Here is a 17,495-nt window from a genome sequence, read left to right on the forward strand (position 1 = left end):
TTGTCGAAACTCACTTTTGGACAAAAACGAGTTAGAGCCGAAGGACGGATCTGTAAAATGTATAGTGATAACAACATCCTGTTAAGCCGCAGAAACGGAGTTGATTGTTTGATAGCTACCAGTACAATTAAGTATTTAGGAGCCTCATCACATAATTGCATTCCCCAGCCTTTATTTCTATGTAGGGCTAAATAAACTAATCAGTGTTTAAGGCTAAAGAGAATGTGATTTTTCTGTCACTAACTTCTGCACTTAATTGCGCATCAATTGCTTTACTAAGCGTTTTAGCGATTGATAACCCCAATCCAAAGTTATCATTCGATGTTCTTGAAGTGTCTTTTTGCCATAAAGGGTCAAATAATTGGTCTATATCATTATCACTCAAAGGTTCAATAAGGGAGTTAGTAACTGACAAAAATAAAAGTTTTTCTTTTGAAATCATTGTCGAAACTAAAATTTTTGAATTTAGTGGGCTGTATTGTTTAGCGTTGTTAACTAAATTGCTAATAATTGATTCGAGGGCAAACAAGTTGCTTATAATTGCTGGTGCATTCTCATTCAACTCCAAATTTACACGCGATAAATCAGTGTTTTCTAAGACTCTGGTAATGACTTGATTTAAATCACAAGCATCTTGTTTGATTAGCTTACCATTACTGTATTTATGTAATAGTAATAAGTTCGAAACGATACTTTTAAGCCGTAAACTTATTTTCAACGCTTCAGGTTTAAAATCATCATTGAGTTCTTTCTCATTTGGAAACCTGATAGCAACTTCTGCCATATTTATAAGTTCGGCAATGGGCGTTTTTATTTCATGGGCAATATCGGATGTAAGTCGCTTTTCCCTTAGGTAAAGTTGTCTATTCTCTTTAATAAAAGCATTTAAGCTTTCAACAATAGGCAAGAGCTCTTTAACTGGCTCTTGTATAAATATCTGTGAACCTTCACTGGTAATACTTAACTGACTGATATCTTGGTTGAGTTTAATTAATGGCGCAAGTGATGTATCTATCGCCTTCCTGACAAATAATCGAATAAATACAATAACTGTAATTGTGGTCACTATAAAAATAACGTCAATCAACCAAAGTACAAAATCAACTTCCTCAGAAGACGCTGCATAAGCTAAAGTCAGTGGCTCATCATTTGTTTTTTTATATGTATCTTCTGATGTATTGTCTTTTCCTTGTAGTATAAAACGACTATAAAACACTCGACCATCTCGGCCATCAGGTAATTGTAAAGGGCGTATTTTTGATTCGCCAATCTCCAAGTCTTCAAATGGTAAGTTTTTAACCTCAAATAAATCTAAACTTTTGGAGCGAGTGAAAGTGCCTTCTTTGCTCCACATTTGAAAGTACTCAGGCTCTATCTCCCCTGCGAACTCAGGCATAAACTCACTAGAAAAACTAAACGAAAAACCTTCATCAGTTTTATGTACTAAGGTCATTAACATACCTGCTTTGGATTGCAGGCTGCGATCAAACTCATTGTCTATCCAACTATCAACAGCAATGTCGGTTGCTAACAAAATGCATAAAACAAAGCCTGTTATAGTTACCGAGAGTGTAACAACTAATTTACTGCGAATAGATTTCATTATTGTCCTTGTACAATATAACCAAAACCACGTTTGGTCTGAATTGGCAGCTCCCCTCCTGCAACTCTTACTTTTTTGCGAGCAGATGATAAATGAGCTTCAATCGAGTTCTTTGATATCAAATCATATTGCCCTGCAAGGTAGGTACTTAGCTTCTCAGCACTAAACACTTTGTTTTGATTGCTAAATAAACATTCGACAATTTTGTACTCGTTGGGTGTTAAGTCAATAACATTGTCAGCCACTTTTAGCAGTTTTAACTGTAAATTCAGTGCTAAATTATCAATAGTTATGATATCACTCATCATCTTCAATCCACCACGGCGCATTAAATTTAGTAGTCGAGCGTGGAGCTCATCAAATGAAAAGGGTTTAGTAAGGTAATCATCCGCTCCTGTTAAAAGCCCTAAAACACGGTCTTCAGGTTCTTGCTTAGCTGACAAAATTAAGACTTTAGAATCAAGCTGTTTGGTTCTTATGGTTTGCAATAAAGTAATACCATCAATACTTGGTAACATAATATCAAGTATTATAAGCTCATACTCACCTGCCATCGCCATACTCAGCCCTTGTGCACCATCACCGGTGTCATCAACCGCAAAGCCTAGATTTGCTAAGCCAATTCGTAAACTACGCCTTAGTGACGCTGAATCTTCAATTATTAATAACTTCATGTGTTACTCATTCACCTGAAATGCATCTTCATCATTAGGTTACGCCATATAGCTTAAGTTTTACTTAAGACTTGCTTAAGTTTCCATAGTTTAGCCAATATTAAGTTTAGACTCAGGATTTCTTAAGTTTCGGTTTTTAGTATTGCTGCAATTATTAAGGTCGAGCACAACTATGACAGCAAATACTTCCGTTTTAAAACCCTTGTTTCGTTTTATTCTTATATTGATATCAATCTTTATAACTTCCCGCATTGCTTTATTGTTTTGGCAAAATTCAAGATTAAATGATGGTGATATCTGGCCGGTCATATCAGGAGCAATCAGAATAGACTTAAGTAGCATTGGATACTTAGCAACTATTGGGGTTTTTATACTGATACTGCATGTACTTGCACGCCCTAAAACAGAGCTGTTCCAGCGTATTTTTACACTTTACGGTAGCAGCGTTGTAACTGTAGTTGTTATTGTTGAAGCATCAACACCTGCATTCATCAATCAATATGATGTAAGGCCTAACCGATTATATATTGAATACCTTGATTACCCACAAGAAGTCTTCTCAATGTTAGTGCATGGCCATCTTTTTGCAATGCTAAGTACATTGCTTTTGGCCTCGTTAACAAGCGTTTATAGCTATCGCCTTTTATGTAGAGCATTCACACAACCACAGTCACTGAAAAAAGCATCCAATTTATCCATTCTAATGGCTGCTTTAATAATCTGCTTATTTGCTGCTAGAGGTACATTAAATCACCGACCGCTTAACCCTGCATTAGTCTATTTTTCTCAAGATTCACTAGTAAACTCACTTGTTCTTAACTCCACTTACAGTGTTGCGTTTGCGCTGAAAAACATGGGTAACGAAAAAAGTGCCAGTAATTTGTATGGCACAATGCCTCGTCAACAAATTATAGATACGGTCAAAAAGGCTTCTTATCGAAAACAGTTTGTCGCTGGAAATATTCCAACCTTGGCGCACAACAAGCCTTTTGTGTCTGGTGTTAAAAAAAACTTAGTTATAATACTTGAGGAAAGTTTAGGAGCCCGATTTGTTGGAGAACTTGGTGGGTTAGATATTACGCCTGAACTTGATAAGCTATATCAACAAGGGTGGGGGTTTGACAACCTTTATGCTACGGGCACGCGCTCTGTAAGAGGTATTGAAGCAATTACCACAGGTTTTACACCATCACCATCTCGCTCAGTAGTTAAACTATCTAAATCACAACATAACTTTTTTTCACTAGCGGATGTATTGAGCCAAGAAGGTTACAAAACACAGTTTATCTACGGCGGTGAAAGCCATTTTGACAATATGAAAAGCTTTTTCCTAGGAAACGGGTTTAACGATATTGTTGATATTAACCATATTGACAATCCCCAGTTTATCTCCTCTTGGGGGGTCAGTGATGAGGACTTATTTAATCAAGCAGATAAAGAACTGACTAAATTAAGTAATTCGACAGAGCCATTTTTTAGTCTTGTATTTACTTCTAGTAACCACGATCCGTTTGATATACCACAAGGCAAAGTATCGCTACCTACAGGGCATGATCCTGAAAACTATAAACGCGACCTTGCAATTAAGTATGCCGATTACGCACTAGGGAAATTTATAAATAAAGCAAAAACACAGTCTTACTGGGAAAACACCGTATTTTTGGTTGTGGCAGACCATGATGTGCGTGTTTTTGGCTCTGAACCTGTCCCTTTGAAGTCTTTTCATATACCGGCTGTTATTTTAAACAGCGATATGAAAAGCAAACGTGATCCAAGACTCGTTAGTCAAATTGATCTACCTGTTACTTTGTTGTCACTTTTAGGAATTGACCAAGCAACCCCTATGCTGGGCTTTGATCTGACTAAAAGTTATCCAGTTGAACGCGCAATGATGCAGTACTACGACAATTTTGCATACCTAGAAAATGATCGCGCTGTCATCCTAATGCCAAATCAACAAACCAGCTATTGGCGCTATAACAAACAAACCAAAATACAAGAAAAAAATGAACAGCTAAACGTTGATCAAACGTTGGCTGAAAAAGCACTCGCTCATGTGTTATTTAGCAACTTAGCTTACACCGAGCAGCTTTATCGATTAGCTGAAAAAAGTAGTGATAAGGAGTAACTATGAAAATTGCTTTTAAAAGATTTTGTATTTCGTCTTGGCAAGTAAGTTACAGCCAATTTGTTTGCTTAGTTTCAATGTATATCGTTATCGCATTTAATGGCTTGTTTTTATACAATACTTTTATGGCTACAACACAGTCAGGGCATATAAATTGGCTTTTTATCGCGTCGATCCCTATATTGCTTTTCTCATTGACTGTTTTAGTTTTAAGTTGGTTGTCCTTAATTACTTTTGTTAAAGCTATACTTCTATTTAATGTTTTAGTTTGCTCATTGTTGTTTTATTCAACACTTAATTATGGCGTTATTTTTGACAAGAGCATGTTACAAAATATTGTTGAAACAAATTCAGGTGAAGCATTTTCATACTTAAACTTTCAGCTTGTGTTATTTATTTTTTTATTGGGGGTTGTACCTACTTACTTATTTTCCAAGTTCACAATTATTGGGAGTTTTAGAGTACGTTTAAAAAGTTTTACGAAGCTAAATCTATCAGCTTTGCTCTGTTGTGCCTTAATCGCTGTACCCTTTTACAAAGAGTACGCTTCTGTTGGCCGCAACAACCGACAGCTAACAAGTTATATCACCCCGTTTTCATTCTATACAGCGGGTTATAAATACTTGAGGGATAATTACTTTTATCCACCATTACCTTTCAAGGTACTCGATAATTTGCCCACTTTAAAAAATAAAACGAGCACTTCGCTAACTGTAATGGTTGTCGGGGAAACAGCTCGGGCGGCTAACTTTTCACTACAAGGCTATAGTAGAGCAACGAATGCTTATACTCCCAAGTTAGGCGTAAAGTATTTTAGTGATGTTTCATCGTGTGGAACGGCGACGGCTATTTCAGTCCCCTGTATGTTTTCACGACTGAAGCGCAAAGAATATGATTCTCGGCTTGCTAGTAGTCAAGAAAATGCTCTAGACATTATTCAACGTAGTGGTGTTGAAGTAACATGGATTGATAATAACAGCAGCTGTAAAGGAGTGTGTGCTCGCATCAAGTCAGACAACATTGAGCCGAATAAAGAACATCCGTTATGTGATGGTCATTACTGTTTTGATGAAATATTAGTTACGAAACTAGCAGACAAGATAGCGACTAGTAACGCTAAACATAAATTGGTTGTTCTACATATGATAGGTTCACATGGACCAACTTATTATCGTCGTTACCCTGAACACGAAAGTTTGTTTAAACCTGATTGCTCTCGAAGCGATATTCAGAACTGTAGTACAACTGAACTAACAAACACATATGATAATACTATCGCATACACAGACAAGGTGTTAAGCCAGTTGATAAGAGTATTACAAGCAAGTAACGAAATGGAAAAATCACTCTTGTATGTGTCAGATCACGGTGAGTCACTTGGTGAAAAAGGCTTATACCTTCATGGGTTTCCTTATGCATTAGCACCAATCGAGCAAACCCATATTCCAATGATTTTTTGGAGTAATAAACTCGCTAACTCTAAATTTAATGATTGTATTGAGTTACAACGCTCAAAAGTATTTTCACACGACAATATTTTTGACACTTTACTTGGCTTAACTCAAGTAAGCAGCAGTCAATACCAACCTGAATACGATATTTTTAACGCCTGTAAGGCCCTAAGTCTATAAAGAGAGTTTCCAATGCAATTTGATAGTGCAAATAAGCCGTCAGGTATTAATCGAGTAGTTTTAGCTTTTAAAAATTCACAGCGTGCATTTAATTGGCTTGCTAAAAATGAAGCTGCTTTTAAACAAGAGCTTTTTTTACTCGCTTTATCGCTAATTATTATTTCGATTTGGCAGATAGGTATTTACGAAAAGGCCATGCTACTAATCTCTGTTTTATTTGTGATATTCGCAGAGGTTGTTAATACAGCAATAGAAGCAACAATAGACAGAGTTGGCTTAGAGATTCATCCATTGTCAGGTCTCGCTAAAGATTTAGGCTCCGCAGCAGTATTAATTGCGCTATTGATAAGTTCATTCGTCTGGATTTCTGTATTTATAAGCTATATTGGTTATTTTTAAAATTTATCCAATCTCAATGATCGCTTATCGCTCATTTGCGACCGTCGCCTAAACTCGTTTTGGGGCAAAACCTTGTTAGACCCAAAGGTAAACTACGCAAAAAATCTCGAATTTTAATGTCGTAGTTTCAAACTGTAATTTCATAGTTCTAATCTTTAATGTCCACCCATTGCTGTATAGATATGTCTCGTCCTAAAACAAAAAAGCCAGTGACAATCACTGGCTTTTTAAAATAGGTTACAAAACAAACAATGTGTTATTTACAACCATAAGATACTTTCGTGGTGGTGACGTCAACGATAAAATCATTGTAATCACCGTCTCCACCTGCGGTATCTTCCCATTGCTGCTCTGTACCACTCCAGCGGAAGTCAGTTGTTAAATTGTTAGCATTACCATTACGTGCCAGTACATAGGTAATGGTTTTATCTAGTGGCACATCAAACGAACCTGCCGCACCACCTTCATCGAGTAACTTTTTGTAACTACCATCAACTTTGATACCCCAGTCATTATTCCAACCAGCGTCTTCTCTAATATAACGATAGTTAATACGCGTGTATTCAGCTGGCACACAATCATTATCTAAAATCACTGTTTGTAATTGTGCATTACCAACCGCATTCGTTTTAGCTGAAATGCTCACTGTGTAAGTTTCTGATTCTTCATGCGTTGAATCGTTGATAGTTGGAACATTAAACTGAATAAATGTTTGTCCAGCCGGAACAGTCATTGTTGTATTAGTAAAGCTATAATCACTGCCTCTTCGTGCTGAGCCATTATTTACCTTAACTTCAATTGACGCATCATTTGAAATTGCTTGGTTCAACACTATTTTGTAGGTTGCCTCGGCTCCTTCATCAATACTATTTCCAGTTAGAGCAATCAGTGAAACGGTTGCATTGATAGGTTTAACTGTAACATCTACATATCCTTGTACACTGCCACCTTTTCCATCAGAAACTGTATAGCTGATTTTATCTGCACCTGAATAGCTTGCTTGTGGCGTATAAACTAATTGGTCATTTTGCCAAGTTACTGAACCATGCTGTGCATTCGGATTTGATACAGTTAACGCATCGTTATCAGCATCAGCTAATACATCAGATAATGAGATGGCATTACCTTGACTGTTTTCTAATACCTCGACTGCTTTGGGTTGTGCCGTTGGTGCATCATTGACATTTTTAACTGTCATGGTAATCACACCTTGTGCAGTGCCGCCTTGCCCATCACTTACAGTATAAGTAATTGTATCTTGTCCAACAAAACCTGGCTTTGGTGTGTAGCTTAACTGTTCATTATTAATAATCGTGACAGTGCCATTATTTGCTGCTGGACTCGATAAGGTTAACGTATCATTATCTGAATCATCTAAATAAGCTGATACATTGATGACATTGTTGTCACTATCTTCATCAACAATTGCGGTAAATGGTGTTGCCGTTGGCGCGTCATTTTGGTCATCTACGGTTACCTTAACGGTTGTAGAAGCGGTTGCACCTTTGCCATCTGATACCGTATAAGTAATCGTATCTTCGCCGCTGAAGTTACTCTTTGGCGTGTAAAATAGCGTGCCATCTGCCTCAATTTTCACCGTGCCATTATTTGCAGAAGCTTGAGTCACTGAGAGCGGATCGTTATCAATATCTTCATCATTGGCCAACACGACAATCACTATTCCTGGGCTGTCTTCCGCCACTTTTGCGACATCAGGACGTGCCGTAGGAGCATCATTTACTGGTATCACATTGACAGATACATAGCTTGTATCTTCACCACCGAACTCATCAACAACGCTATAAGTAATAGTCGCAATCCCATTAAAGTTTGAGTTTGGCTGGAAATTCAACGTGCCATTTGAATTGATCTGCACAGCGCCCTCTGCAGAGTTTGCACTGGCGACTGTTAATGGGTCATTTTCTGGATCGGTATCATTGCTCAGTACATCAATGTTATTCGCTAAGCTGTCTTCATTGACTTCAGCTACATCCTGAGATGCATTTGGAGCACCATTATCAGTAATAGTACCGATGGCTTGTGTAATATCAGAAGCGGTTGGAGTCGTCCAAGCTTGTAACTTAAATTCTTCCGCTGACTCTCGTTCAGTATCACGCACTGTAGCAACTTTAACTAAAAACTCTGATACCTGAGCGGGTACTTCAACAACATTTGGTAAAGTGCTAGTAATCCAAGTCACACCACCATCAACGCTGATTTCAACATTAGCTAAAAAGTCATTTGATAATTGTGCGGTATCCCCTTCAAGACTTAGGTTCACTAATGTTGGAGAATTAATCGCGTGAGTTAAAGAAACCGCAAAGCTTGCAGCATCGCCTTCTTTTACTGAAGCTTCAACTGCACGAACTTGCTGCATGGCAGGTGCTTGCTCGTTATCGTTAATAAATACACGTAAAGTTTGTGAACCAGAAACATGTCGAGTCCCAGTCACTTTTACATCAAAAAATTCAACGTCTTCTAAATCTGAATCATCAAAAGTAGGAATGAAAAAACGATAGTCAGTTTGGCCGGCAGTGAAGGTAAAGGTATGTTCAATCGCCATAAAGTCGTCGATGTTGATAGCGGTACCATCAAGTATGTCTACCCGCACATCAGCATCTTTACTCAGAGCTTGATTTAAGCTGATCCGAAGCTCTACCTGCTCACCTTCTACAACATTACCGCTGATACTATCAAGTGATAATGTCGCTGTCGTTTTATCAGTGATGCTTAATTGTTGGCTTGAGTAATCACTTTGATCGTCTTGACCCCATGCAGAAAATAAGGTGTATTCTGTTTGCTCTGAGTCAGTATCGAGATTAGTAGTTACATCGAGTAGTACCGTTTGAGTGCCTTGCGGTAATAGCAACGCGGTTTGTGATTTCAAATCAACACTTTGCCAATTCGCACCATTATCAAAGCTTACTAATGCAATATTATTATAATCGACACCATTTATGGCATCAATATCATCAAATTTTACATTAACAATACTGTCTGCAATGCTTGTTTCTTTTTCTAGCGAAATAGTAATACGAGCGACTTGCCCTTCAGCCGCAGGATTTGGATTAATAGAAAGGCGAGAAACACTCGGTAATGGAGATGGAGTGATATTATCTCCATCTAAAATAGTAATATCCTTAATAAATAAATCTGACTTATCAGGAGAGGCCCAGGTGTAAAGAGAGAATTCTTCTGGTCCTTCAGTTAAATCATCAGGCTTACCAAATACACGCACAACAAAGCCAGCAGAACCTTTAGGGACATCAATCGTTACAACACCGCTAGCATCAACAGAGAACAATTCAAACTCATCGGCATTGATATCTTTAATATCGACTAAGTTACTAAAGTCGATGCCTTTTTTGGCTTTATCAACATAAGAAATACTGGTTTCAACTAGCTCAAATTTGTATTGCCCATCACACTTTGCTTCTGAGCGATAGCCAACCTCAAAATCCATATAACCATCTTCACTAAAAGGATTAGGAAGGGCAATGGTGTACATCACTTTGGGTAAGCAACTTCTGATTGCATCATTAATTGTAAAAGCACGCTCGATTGCAAAAAGCCCATCGCTTGATTCTGATATTGAAATTGAGGCTGTTTCAGCACTCTCATCAGTTGAGTCATCAGCAACTTTCACTCTTAATTTATATTCTGAGACACCTTCATAAATACGCGCTCTAATTTGCTCACCTACAGAGCCGATAGCTCGCCATGAAATCCCTCGGTTAAAACTGATTTCAATTTCAGAACCAAAATCATTAAACAGCGCGCTGAGTGCTGGATTTTCATTATTGGTCTCTAGTTTGATGTAATGGTCAAATTCAGCCTCAACAACCTCAGATAAGGTGACATCGGCAACCATGTACACACCTTCAGGAATGCTTTCAGTGTTGAGTTCAACAAGGCTAATTTCAGGGCGTTGGCTGTTAGCGTCTACGATTGTCAGTACTCTTGATTTTTTGTCTTGCTGGCCTTCAGCCCATGCTTCAAGAATAAAGTTCTCATTACCTTCAATGGCACTATCTTTGAATGAGTGAATGCGAATGTCAAAATGCGTCGACCCTTTACTCAAGTCTGTGCTAGAAATTGACGAAATATTTTTTACGCTACTCCATGATTGACCGTTATCAAACGATAACTCGACAAAACGGTCAAAATCGATATTTTTTTGCGCCGATGCACTTTCAATATTTAAATAAGTGACAGTGTTGCTGGTTAGCGATTGCTCAAAGTGCACTCGCGCATGCAAGACATCCCCTTCCGGAGAATTATTTTTGATAGCTTCGATTGACGAAACATTATTTTGCAAGTCGACACAATCGGGTTGGCTAATAGTACGAGTCGCCAAGTCATTAACACGGTAATTAACGGTACTGAGCAAAGAGGGATTCGCATTTAATAAATCAAGCGTATATAAGTCTGTTTTATTGTTTCCTGCATTACTTGATACCAGTAACTGACCGTTACTATCAACAGTAGAGCCCGTGACTTTAAGGTTATGCATACCGACTTCACGCACAGTACCTGTCGTTAAATCAACCGCAAATAACTTTTTATTGGTAACAATGTGCAAGGTGTCATTGATAAAAACAATGTCTCCCCACAGCTTATCAGCTGCAGTTGCAAAGCCTGTTAAGGTTGTTTTATTACTGATTGAGCCATCGTTTACATTAATATTAAACACTGAATCACCAGAAGAAGCCCATAAAACTTGGTCATCAGGAGAAAATGCTAAACGATAGGTGCCTGTGGTTGGCGCTACTTCAACATGTTGTTTTGAAACCATGTCGACATAAACAAGGCGCGGTTTGCCATCAACAGGCTTGGTCACATAATAAAGACGATCAGTTGAAGCTTGATAAGCAAGGGCATCAGAGTGTTGTAACACATTTGAATGTAAGTCAAATTGCCCTGTTGATGGGCTTAATTTAACAACACTTGAACCTGCATTAAGATTGACGCCATAAACTTCACTGTTACAGACTTCACTCGCTTCGACTTGGCTTCCCAGAGCCAATAAAACACCACAAGTTAATCTTTTTAATTTCATGCCGAACTCCAATTTATCGCTATATTATCAGTGAGAGGGGTACATATTTAATACAAACGTATTAATTATACATCGTTTTGTATGAAATAAATACAACCCAGTCTTTCTTAATTATTAATTATTTTTGAATCGCGACGATATTGAGTGATTTAAAGTAGAACGTACATTTTACAACCAACTATTTTTGTTACATATAAAATGCACTCCCTAAATAAATATAGTGCTGAGAGAGTGACTCAGTTTATATCAGAGAGGTGCTTGAATTTTTTGCAACTTCAATACAATAAAGTAAAATTAATTTTAAAAAAACAAAGACTTATGTTTTTGCTTATTTTTGAGTAGCGATTTTATGTCTCCGGTAGTGTTACTTTTCTGTACTACTAAATCACTACCTTGATAATGATCATGCTTAAACTCTATTTTGATTTACCCTACAAACCAAACTCTTTTGATAATCAAAAACTACAAAGAAACATCCTCGACAAACTGAATTTATTCGAGTCATAGTGTGCGAGATTTATTGCCATAAACGAGCTGCATAAAGATTCTGCCATTGGCACAATGAATAAACTGCATATTTATCTAACAACTGTTAATATCCATTCAACTAATTTGCAAAACACGCACTGCACAATAATAAAAAGATTGGTGACCATATGTCTAAATTATTCCTGTTTCTACTTAGCTTTAGCCATTTTCAATCCCAAACAGTATCCATCGACAATACGATCAATCAAGCGCTTTCACCTATTGCAGATTTATTTACTCGCATCATTTTCTATTCAGTTCCAATTGCAGACACCCCTGTTCCATTAATCGTTCTTTGGCTCATTGCCGCTGCTACTATATTTACTCTGTATTTTGGCTTTTTAAACTTCAAAGGAGTGGCTCATGCAATTAAGGTCATTCGAGGGGACTTTTCTGATCCTAATGATCCTGGCGAAGTGAGCCACTTTCAGGCATTAACCACAGCTTTATCGGGGACAGTAGGTCTTGGCAACATTGCAGGTGTCGCAATTGCCGTTTCTATTGGCGGACCTGGGGCAACATTTTGGATGATTATCGCTGGGTTATTGGGCATGTCGACAAAATTCCTGGAATGTAGTTTAGGGGTCAAATACCGGACAATTGATTCCACAGGCCAGGTTTATGGTGGTCCAATGTTTTATCTTCGAGATGGTTTAGCACAGTTAGGTTTTCGCAAAACAGGTAAAGTATTAGCCTATTTTTTTGCTGTATGTTGCGTCATAGCCTCCCTGTGTGGCAGTAACATGTTGCAATCTAATCAAGCATTTATGCAATTTTCTGTTGCTATTGGGACTGAACCACACTTTTTTAGCGACAAAGGATGGTTATTTGGGTCAATCCTCGCTTGTATTATTGGGTTTGTTATTATTGGTGGTATTAAAAGTATCGCCAAAGTCACCGAAAAAGTAGTGCCTCTTATGGCCGGTTTGTACCTTTGCGCTGCGCTGTTTATATTAATTTGGCACATTGAAAAAATACCGCATGCTATTTCACTTATCTTTCAGGGGGCGTTTGTGGCTGAAGGCGTGGCAGGTGGTATTATTGGTGTCATTATCCAAGGTTTTAAGCGCGCGACGTTTTCTAGCGAAGCGGGTGTGGGTGCTGCGTCGATTGCCCATGCTACTGCCGCTACAAAAGAACCAATCAGAGAAGGATACGTTGCGTTACTCGAGCCCTTTATAGATACCGTTGTTATTTGTACTATTACTGCTTTGGTGATTGTCATTACGGGTGCTTACACGTCCGTTGATGGGATTGATGGCGTTGCACTGACTTCTCGGGCTTTTGCCAGTGTTATTAGTTGGTTTCCGTATTTACTCAGTCTTGCGGTGCTGTTGTTTGCCATTTCGACCATGATTTCTTGGGCGTATTATGGCTCCATTGCTTGGGGGTTTATAGTGGGTCACAGTAAGTTCAAAGATATCAGTTATAAACTCATATTTTGTTTGTTTACCGCCGTCGGTGCCTCTGTCAGCTTAGAGTCTGTGATCGCCATCTCTGATTCAATGTTTTTCTCGATGGCCATCGCCAATATTATCGGTTTGTATCTACTGGCACCGCAAATAAAACAAGATTTACACCGTTATCAGCTACGTTATGTTCATACAGATAATCCACACTAAATCAGGCTCAACCCGCTGTTGAGCACAACGCGAAAAAATGCCCATTTACTTTAATCGTGTCACCCCATCAATTTCACCATATTCGATGGCTTTTAACATATCAACAACCGCCTGTTTATCCTGCTCAGTCAACGCTGATTCTTGTTCAAGTGGAATATTGCTGACTAATTGAAACGCTGACACTTCTTCCTCAAGGGCAGCTTGTTTTGCTTGGTGGCTTTTCAGCTTTTGCTGTAAATGTGAAATAAGCTCTGCTGCATTGTTGTCGGGTAATAATGGATGGTCTGACACAGGGTTTCCTCAATAACGCACTTACTTGCCTTTATTGTTATGTAAATTGCCCCTGACAGCAACTATTCAATCAGTTAACTCCCTTTTAAACCTGAGTGTTGCTCTTGTACTCATCTTCATCTTAACGGCAACATGCTCTGGGGATGATTTGACTGCCTTTACTCACACCATCAGCGAAGATTGCTCGGTATCGTGTTATTTAAAAGTAACGTTCAATATCATCTCTGCTTTTAACTTTTAACTTCTAGTGAGGGCTTGTCCCGTTAAAAACAAAAAGCCTTGAATGGCGTCATTCAAGGCTTTTTAACACTTAGGTATTCGCTATAACGAATGCGATTTCGCGCAGATTACCAAGAGTGCCATTCAACTTTCATTTCTTTACCAATAGCTTGACTAATACGTTCAATAATCGGTTCTTGCTCAGCACTTACCAATGAGAAAATATGGCCATGAATATCTTTAGTTTTGACCTGCTCTGGTTTTTTGAAACCAAACCGTTCTGCGGTAATTTGCTGTGAAATCGACTGCTTTACTTTTTTGTCTTCGTCTGACGTCTTATTAGTCGACAAACTGGTTGCCGTACGAGCAGTTCGTCCCGCGCGGTGAATATAATCATTTGCATTGACTGGTAAATCGTAATTGATGACATAATACAACTGCGCAATATCAACCCCACGCGAGACAATATCGGTTGCAACTAAAAAAGTGACTTCATGATCTTTAAATTGCTTTAAGATCTCTTGGCGCTGCTTTTGCGGGACTTCATTGTGGATCCCGACACTTTTGTGCCCTTTTTCATTAAGTAATGTGGTTAAAAACTCAACATCTTTTTTAGTGCGCGCAAAGATTAATGCACGATCGAAGTTGACCATTTTGATAAGCGTAAGCAAATTTTCAGGTTTATGATCACGAAAACAGCGGTACATAGTGTGGATAATTTTATCAAGTGCAGGCTGTACATCATCTGTCTTGATCACTTTGACATGATTTTGGTTCGCATCGCTGAATTTTTGTAATGCTTTAGAGTCTGTTGCCGAAAAGAGAATCACCTGACGCTTAGCTGGCAAAGCCGCCATAATGGCACGTAACTCATTGACAATCCCCATGCTCACTAAACGATCAGCTTCATCCATCACAAAATGTTGGATTTGATCTAACGAAAATGCTTTTAGTTTAATTAAGTCAACTAAGCGCTTTGGTGTGGCAACCACAATATCAGCGCCGCGTTTAAAACGATTTACTTGCGACGGAATACGCACACCACCAAATACACTGATAGTGCGCAGACCTAGTCCTTTACCATACTGGTTGATAGATTCTTCAACTTGCTGAGCGAGCTCTCGAGTAGGCACTAAAAATAACGCACGAATAGGCCGAACTTGCTCGGCACTGTTATCTGTACGGCTAAGTTCTTGCAAAGTAGGCAACAAATATGCAGCAGTTTTTCCTGTGCCTGTTGGCGCAATAGCGTAAGTATCCGCACCTGAGAGCACGGCACCAATCGACTGTTCTTGAATATAAGTGGGTGTTTTATAACCTAATGCAGCCACATTAGCTTGAAGTGTATCGTTAAGGCCGAGTTTTGGAAAAATTGTCATGAGCGTACATCTATTGCGAATAATCCCCTATTATCTCTCAGCTTAACTATTTATACCAATTTAAATTTCCGCAAATAAGCTATTTAGCCATTTTAAATCATTGCCGTGCGTACGGCGCGGATCAACACATTCATTGCAGCCTGAGCTGCTCGCTGGGCAGATGCTTTCCCTATCACCTGTAATGCCAATAATTCAGCCGCGATCGTTTCTTGTTCATCGATCAGTTCATTTTGTAACTCTTGCTCTGTGAGTTCTCCTTCTAATCTGAGCTTTGCTAATTCAAACATCATCTCTTTGTGCTGGATTAACAACTGCTGCGCATATCCTGATGCTTCTTGCCAATCATCAGCAAGCGATGTTTGCATCGCAACAAGCATATCATTCATAACTTGATAGCTATCAAAACTCATTATTTATTCCTTTTACTTATTCATCACTAGATTGATCTTGATACATATTTTTGGCTTCTTCGGCTACAACCATCGCAGTAAATAAGCGTGTCATGCGTGCACGATGATTGTTTGCTAATACTGTTTTATAGCTATCTTTTTCTTGGTGAGCCTGCTTATATTTAAGCCATTTATCAAGGGTAATTTGTGCGATTGCTATTGACTCATCATTAAGAGAGCGAGTTTTATGCTGTAGCATTAAGCTTCGTAAATTCACTTCTATATCAATATATTCCGTTTTATAATTCTCATACGGACGGTGAGAGTGCGGACTCTCGATAAGATGACCATAAAAACGATCCACTTGTTTGGCAACAACTAATGTTTCAACCACCAAGGCAGCATCATACTTAGCCACCCATTTGTATGCACACCCTTGCATCATTAGGCTCAAAACGAGCCCAAACAACAGTGCACAGCGCTGTTTTATTCGCACAACACCCTCTATCAATTTTAATACAATCAGTACTTAAGCTTGCCGTAAATAGAAATTAGAAACAAGAAGAAGCTAACTTTCTATTTAGCCATTTCCTTTCCTTCAACTTACTCGCTGAAGTGTTAACCCTATGACTTAGAATGTACAATTACTGAAAGCTAACCACGCTTATATGATCCAAACCATGATAAAGGTTGTTTTAGAACTTTATCTCGTCAACAATCACTCGATAACAAACGCTCAGCAGCATCCATTTAAAAAAGGTTTCAGTTATGACTGATAAAATAGCGATTGTACTTGGTGCAAGTGGTTTAGTGGGCTCTGCTTTAGTCGAGCAATTAATTAGCCATGACAACTACAAAAAAATAGTCACGCTCACTCGTCGGCCCGTTGCTAACTCATCTGATAAAGTGACCAATCATGTCGTTGACTTTGATCAACTCAACAATTACACAGAGTTATTTCATGGTGATGTACTTTTTTCGTGTTTAGGCACCACGAAAAAAATTGCCGGTACTATCGCCGCACAACGAAAAGTGGACTTAGAGTATCAGTTCAATGCGGCTAAGTTAGCCGCCAATCATGGCCTAACGCATTATGTGCTTGTTTCTTCAAGCGGCGCCAATGTAACTAGCCGTAGCGCTTACTTAAAAATGAAGGGCGAGCTTGAGCAACAGGTTCTGAATTTACCTTTTCAGCGGATCAGTATTTTGCAACCATCTTTATTACTCGGTAAACGCGCGAATGACTCGCGTTTTGCTGAATCGCTAGGCAGTTATTTTTTACCTTTTGTCTGTAAGTTGCCAGGATTGAGAAAATATCGACCAATAGCGGGTCATCAAGTCGCGAAAAAAATGCTATTCATAACCTCACAATCAGGCCCTAAAGTTGAATATTTCAAGCTAAGTGATTTGTTTGATACACCGAATAATTAACTTACTTACCTTAACTTCGGATAAGAAATTTTAAAAACGAAGGAACTAAAAGCTCGTTCCCAGATCCGAACATTCGAACATTCGAACATTCGAACATTCGAACAAGAGTGATTAAATCAAAAGTAATGAGCGTGAATAACTT

12 protein-coding genes are annotated in these 17,495 nt (G+C 38.6%); 5 read left to right on the forward strand and 7 right to left on the reverse strand.

The window, feature by feature from the left end; translation table 11 throughout:
- Positions 1 to 196 precede the first annotated feature (196 nt).
- Both PULV_RS08650 and PULV_RS08655 read right to left on the reverse strand, forming a co-directional pair.
- Positions 197 to 1,603, reverse strand: coding sequence for a sensor histidine kinase (locus tag PULV_RS08650; protein WP_086743686.1), 1,407 nt, complete (start codon positions 1,601 to 1,603; stop codon positions 197 to 199).
- On the reverse strand, positions 1,603 to 2,277 hold the full coding sequence (locus PULV_RS08655; RefSeq protein WP_086743687.1) for a response regulator transcription factor: 675 nt from the start codon (positions 2,275 to 2,277) through the stop codon (positions 1,603 to 1,605). Before PULV_RS08655 ends, PULV_RS08650 begins: the two co-directional genes overlap by 1 nt.
- 172 nt (positions 2,278 to 2,449) lie before the next feature.
- Here PULV_RS08655 and PULV_RS08660 point away from each other — a divergent pair, with 172 nt between their 5' ends.
- The 3 genes from PULV_RS08660 to PULV_RS08670 are packed head-to-tail and all read left to right on the forward strand — an operon-like array spanning position 2,450 to position 6,435.
- Entirely contained in the window at positions 2,450 to 4,405 is a 1,956-nt protein-coding gene (locus PULV_RS08660) for an LTA synthase family protein (RefSeq protein WP_193331479.1), read from the forward strand.
- Between the two features lie 2 nt (positions 4,406 to 4,407).
- Positions 4,408 to 6,036 carry a phosphoethanolamine transferase gene (locus tag PULV_RS08665; RefSeq protein ID WP_193331480.1) on the forward strand — a complete coding sequence of 543 codons (1,629 nt, stop codon included), beginning with the start codon at positions 4,408 to 4,410 and terminating at the stop codon, positions 6,034 to 6,036.
- 12 nt (positions 6,037 to 6,048) lie between these two features.
- Positions 6,049 to 6,435, forward strand: a complete 387-nt coding sequence (locus PULV_RS08670) for a diacylglycerol kinase (protein ID WP_193331481.1) — start codon at positions 6,049 to 6,051, stop codon at positions 6,433 to 6,435.
- A 256-nt stretch (positions 6,436 to 6,691) separates the two neighbouring features.
- On the opposite strand, the gene PULV_RS08675 is transcribed toward PULV_RS08670, so the two are convergent.
- Entirely contained in the window at positions 6,692 to 11,494 is a 4,803-nt protein-coding gene (locus tag PULV_RS08675) for an Ig-like domain-containing protein (protein WP_193331482.1), read from the reverse strand.
- Between the two features lie 656 nt (positions 11,495 to 12,150).
- Here PULV_RS08675 and PULV_RS08680 point away from each other — a divergent pair.
- Positions 12,151 to 13,644: an alanine/glycine:cation symporter family protein gene (locus PULV_RS08680; protein ID WP_193331483.1), complete on the forward strand. Its 1,494-nt coding sequence runs from the start codon at positions 12,151 to 12,153 to the stop codon at positions 13,642 to 13,644.
- Positions 13,645 to 13,689: 45 nt separating this feature from the next.
- Here PULV_RS08680 and PULV_RS08685 read toward each other — a convergent pair whose 3' ends face one another.
- The 4 genes from PULV_RS08685 to PULV_RS08700 all read right to left on the reverse strand — a co-directional run bounded on the left by PULV_RS08685 (position 13,690) and on the right by PULV_RS08700 (position 16,418).
- On the reverse strand, positions 13,690 to 13,935 hold the full coding sequence (locus PULV_RS08685; RefSeq protein WP_086743692.1) for a hypothetical protein: 246 nt from the start codon (positions 13,933 to 13,935) through the stop codon (positions 13,690 to 13,692).
- 347 nt (positions 13,936 to 14,282) lie between these two features.
- The gene (locus PULV_RS08690; protein ID WP_086743693.1) at positions 14,283 to 15,533 is read right to left on the reverse strand and encodes a DEAD/DEAH box helicase; all 1,251 of its coding nucleotides are present in this window, start codon (positions 15,531 to 15,533) and stop codon (positions 14,283 to 14,285) included.
- A gap of 92 nt (positions 15,534 to 15,625) precedes the next feature.
- Positions 15,626 to 15,943 carry a hypothetical protein gene (locus PULV_RS08695; protein WP_193331484.1) on the reverse strand — a complete coding sequence of 106 codons (318 nt, stop codon included), beginning with the start codon at positions 15,941 to 15,943 and terminating at the stop codon, positions 15,626 to 15,628.
- A 16-nt stretch (positions 15,944 to 15,959) separates the two neighbouring features.
- Positions 15,960 to 16,418: a hypothetical protein gene (locus tag PULV_RS08700; RefSeq protein ID WP_193331485.1), complete on the reverse strand. Its 459-nt coding sequence runs from the start codon at positions 16,416 to 16,418 to the stop codon at positions 15,960 to 15,962.
- Positions 16,419 to 16,690: 272 nt separating this feature from the next.
- On the opposite strand from PULV_RS08700, the gene PULV_RS08705 reads away from it, so the two are divergent.
- The gene (locus tag PULV_RS08705) at positions 16,691 to 17,353 is read left to right on the forward strand and encodes an NAD-dependent epimerase/dehydratase family protein (RefSeq protein WP_086743696.1); all 663 of its coding nucleotides are present in this window, start codon (positions 16,691 to 16,693) and stop codon (positions 17,351 to 17,353) included.
- Positions 17,354 to 17,495: the final 142 nt, after the last annotated feature.

It is taken from the genome of Pseudoalteromonas ulvae UL12, from assembly GCF_014925405.1.
Taxonomy (GTDB): domain Bacteria; phylum Pseudomonadota; class Gammaproteobacteria; order Enterobacterales; family Alteromonadaceae; genus Pseudoalteromonas; species Pseudoalteromonas ulvae.

Excerpts from the sequence above, each read along its gene's own strand:
- PULV_RS08670 (WP_193331481.1), top strand. The coding sequence starts at position 6,049 with ATGCAATTTGATAGTGCAAATAAGCCGTCAGGTATTAATCGAGTAGTT.
- PULV_RS08680 (WP_193331483.1), top strand. The coding sequence starts at position 12,151 with ATGTCTAAATTATTCCTGTTTCTACTTAGCTTTAGCCATTTTCAATCC.
- PULV_RS08650 (WP_086743686.1), bottom strand. The coding sequence starts at position 1,603 with ATGAAATCTATTCGCAGTAAATTAGTTGTTACACTCTCGGTAACTATA.
- PULV_RS08660 (WP_193331479.1), top strand. The coding sequence starts at position 2,450 with ATGACAGCAAATACTTCCGTTTTAAAACCCTTGTTTCGTTTTATTCTT.
- PULV_RS08705 (WP_086743696.1), top strand. The coding sequence starts at position 16,691 with ATGACTGATAAAATAGCGATTGTACTTGGTGCAAGTGGTTTAGTGGGC.
- PULV_RS08665 (WP_193331480.1), top strand. The coding sequence starts at position 4,408 with ATGAAAATTGCTTTTAAAAGATTTTGTATTTCGTCTTGGCAAGTAAGT.
- PULV_RS08675 (WP_193331482.1), bottom strand. The coding sequence starts at position 11,494 with ATGAAATTAAAAAGATTAACTTGTGGTGTTTTATTGGCTCTGGGAAGC.
- PULV_RS08655 (WP_086743687.1), bottom strand. The coding sequence starts at position 2,277 with ATGAAGTTATTAATAATTGAAGATTCAGCGTCACTAAGGCGTAGTTTA.
- PULV_RS08695 (WP_193331484.1), bottom strand. The coding sequence starts at position 15,943 with ATGAGTTTTGATAGCTATCAAGTTATGAATGATATGCTTGTTGCGATG.
- PULV_RS08690 (WP_086743693.1), bottom strand. The coding sequence starts at position 15,533 with ATGACAATTTTTCCAAAACTCGGCCTTAACGATACACTTCAAGCTAAT.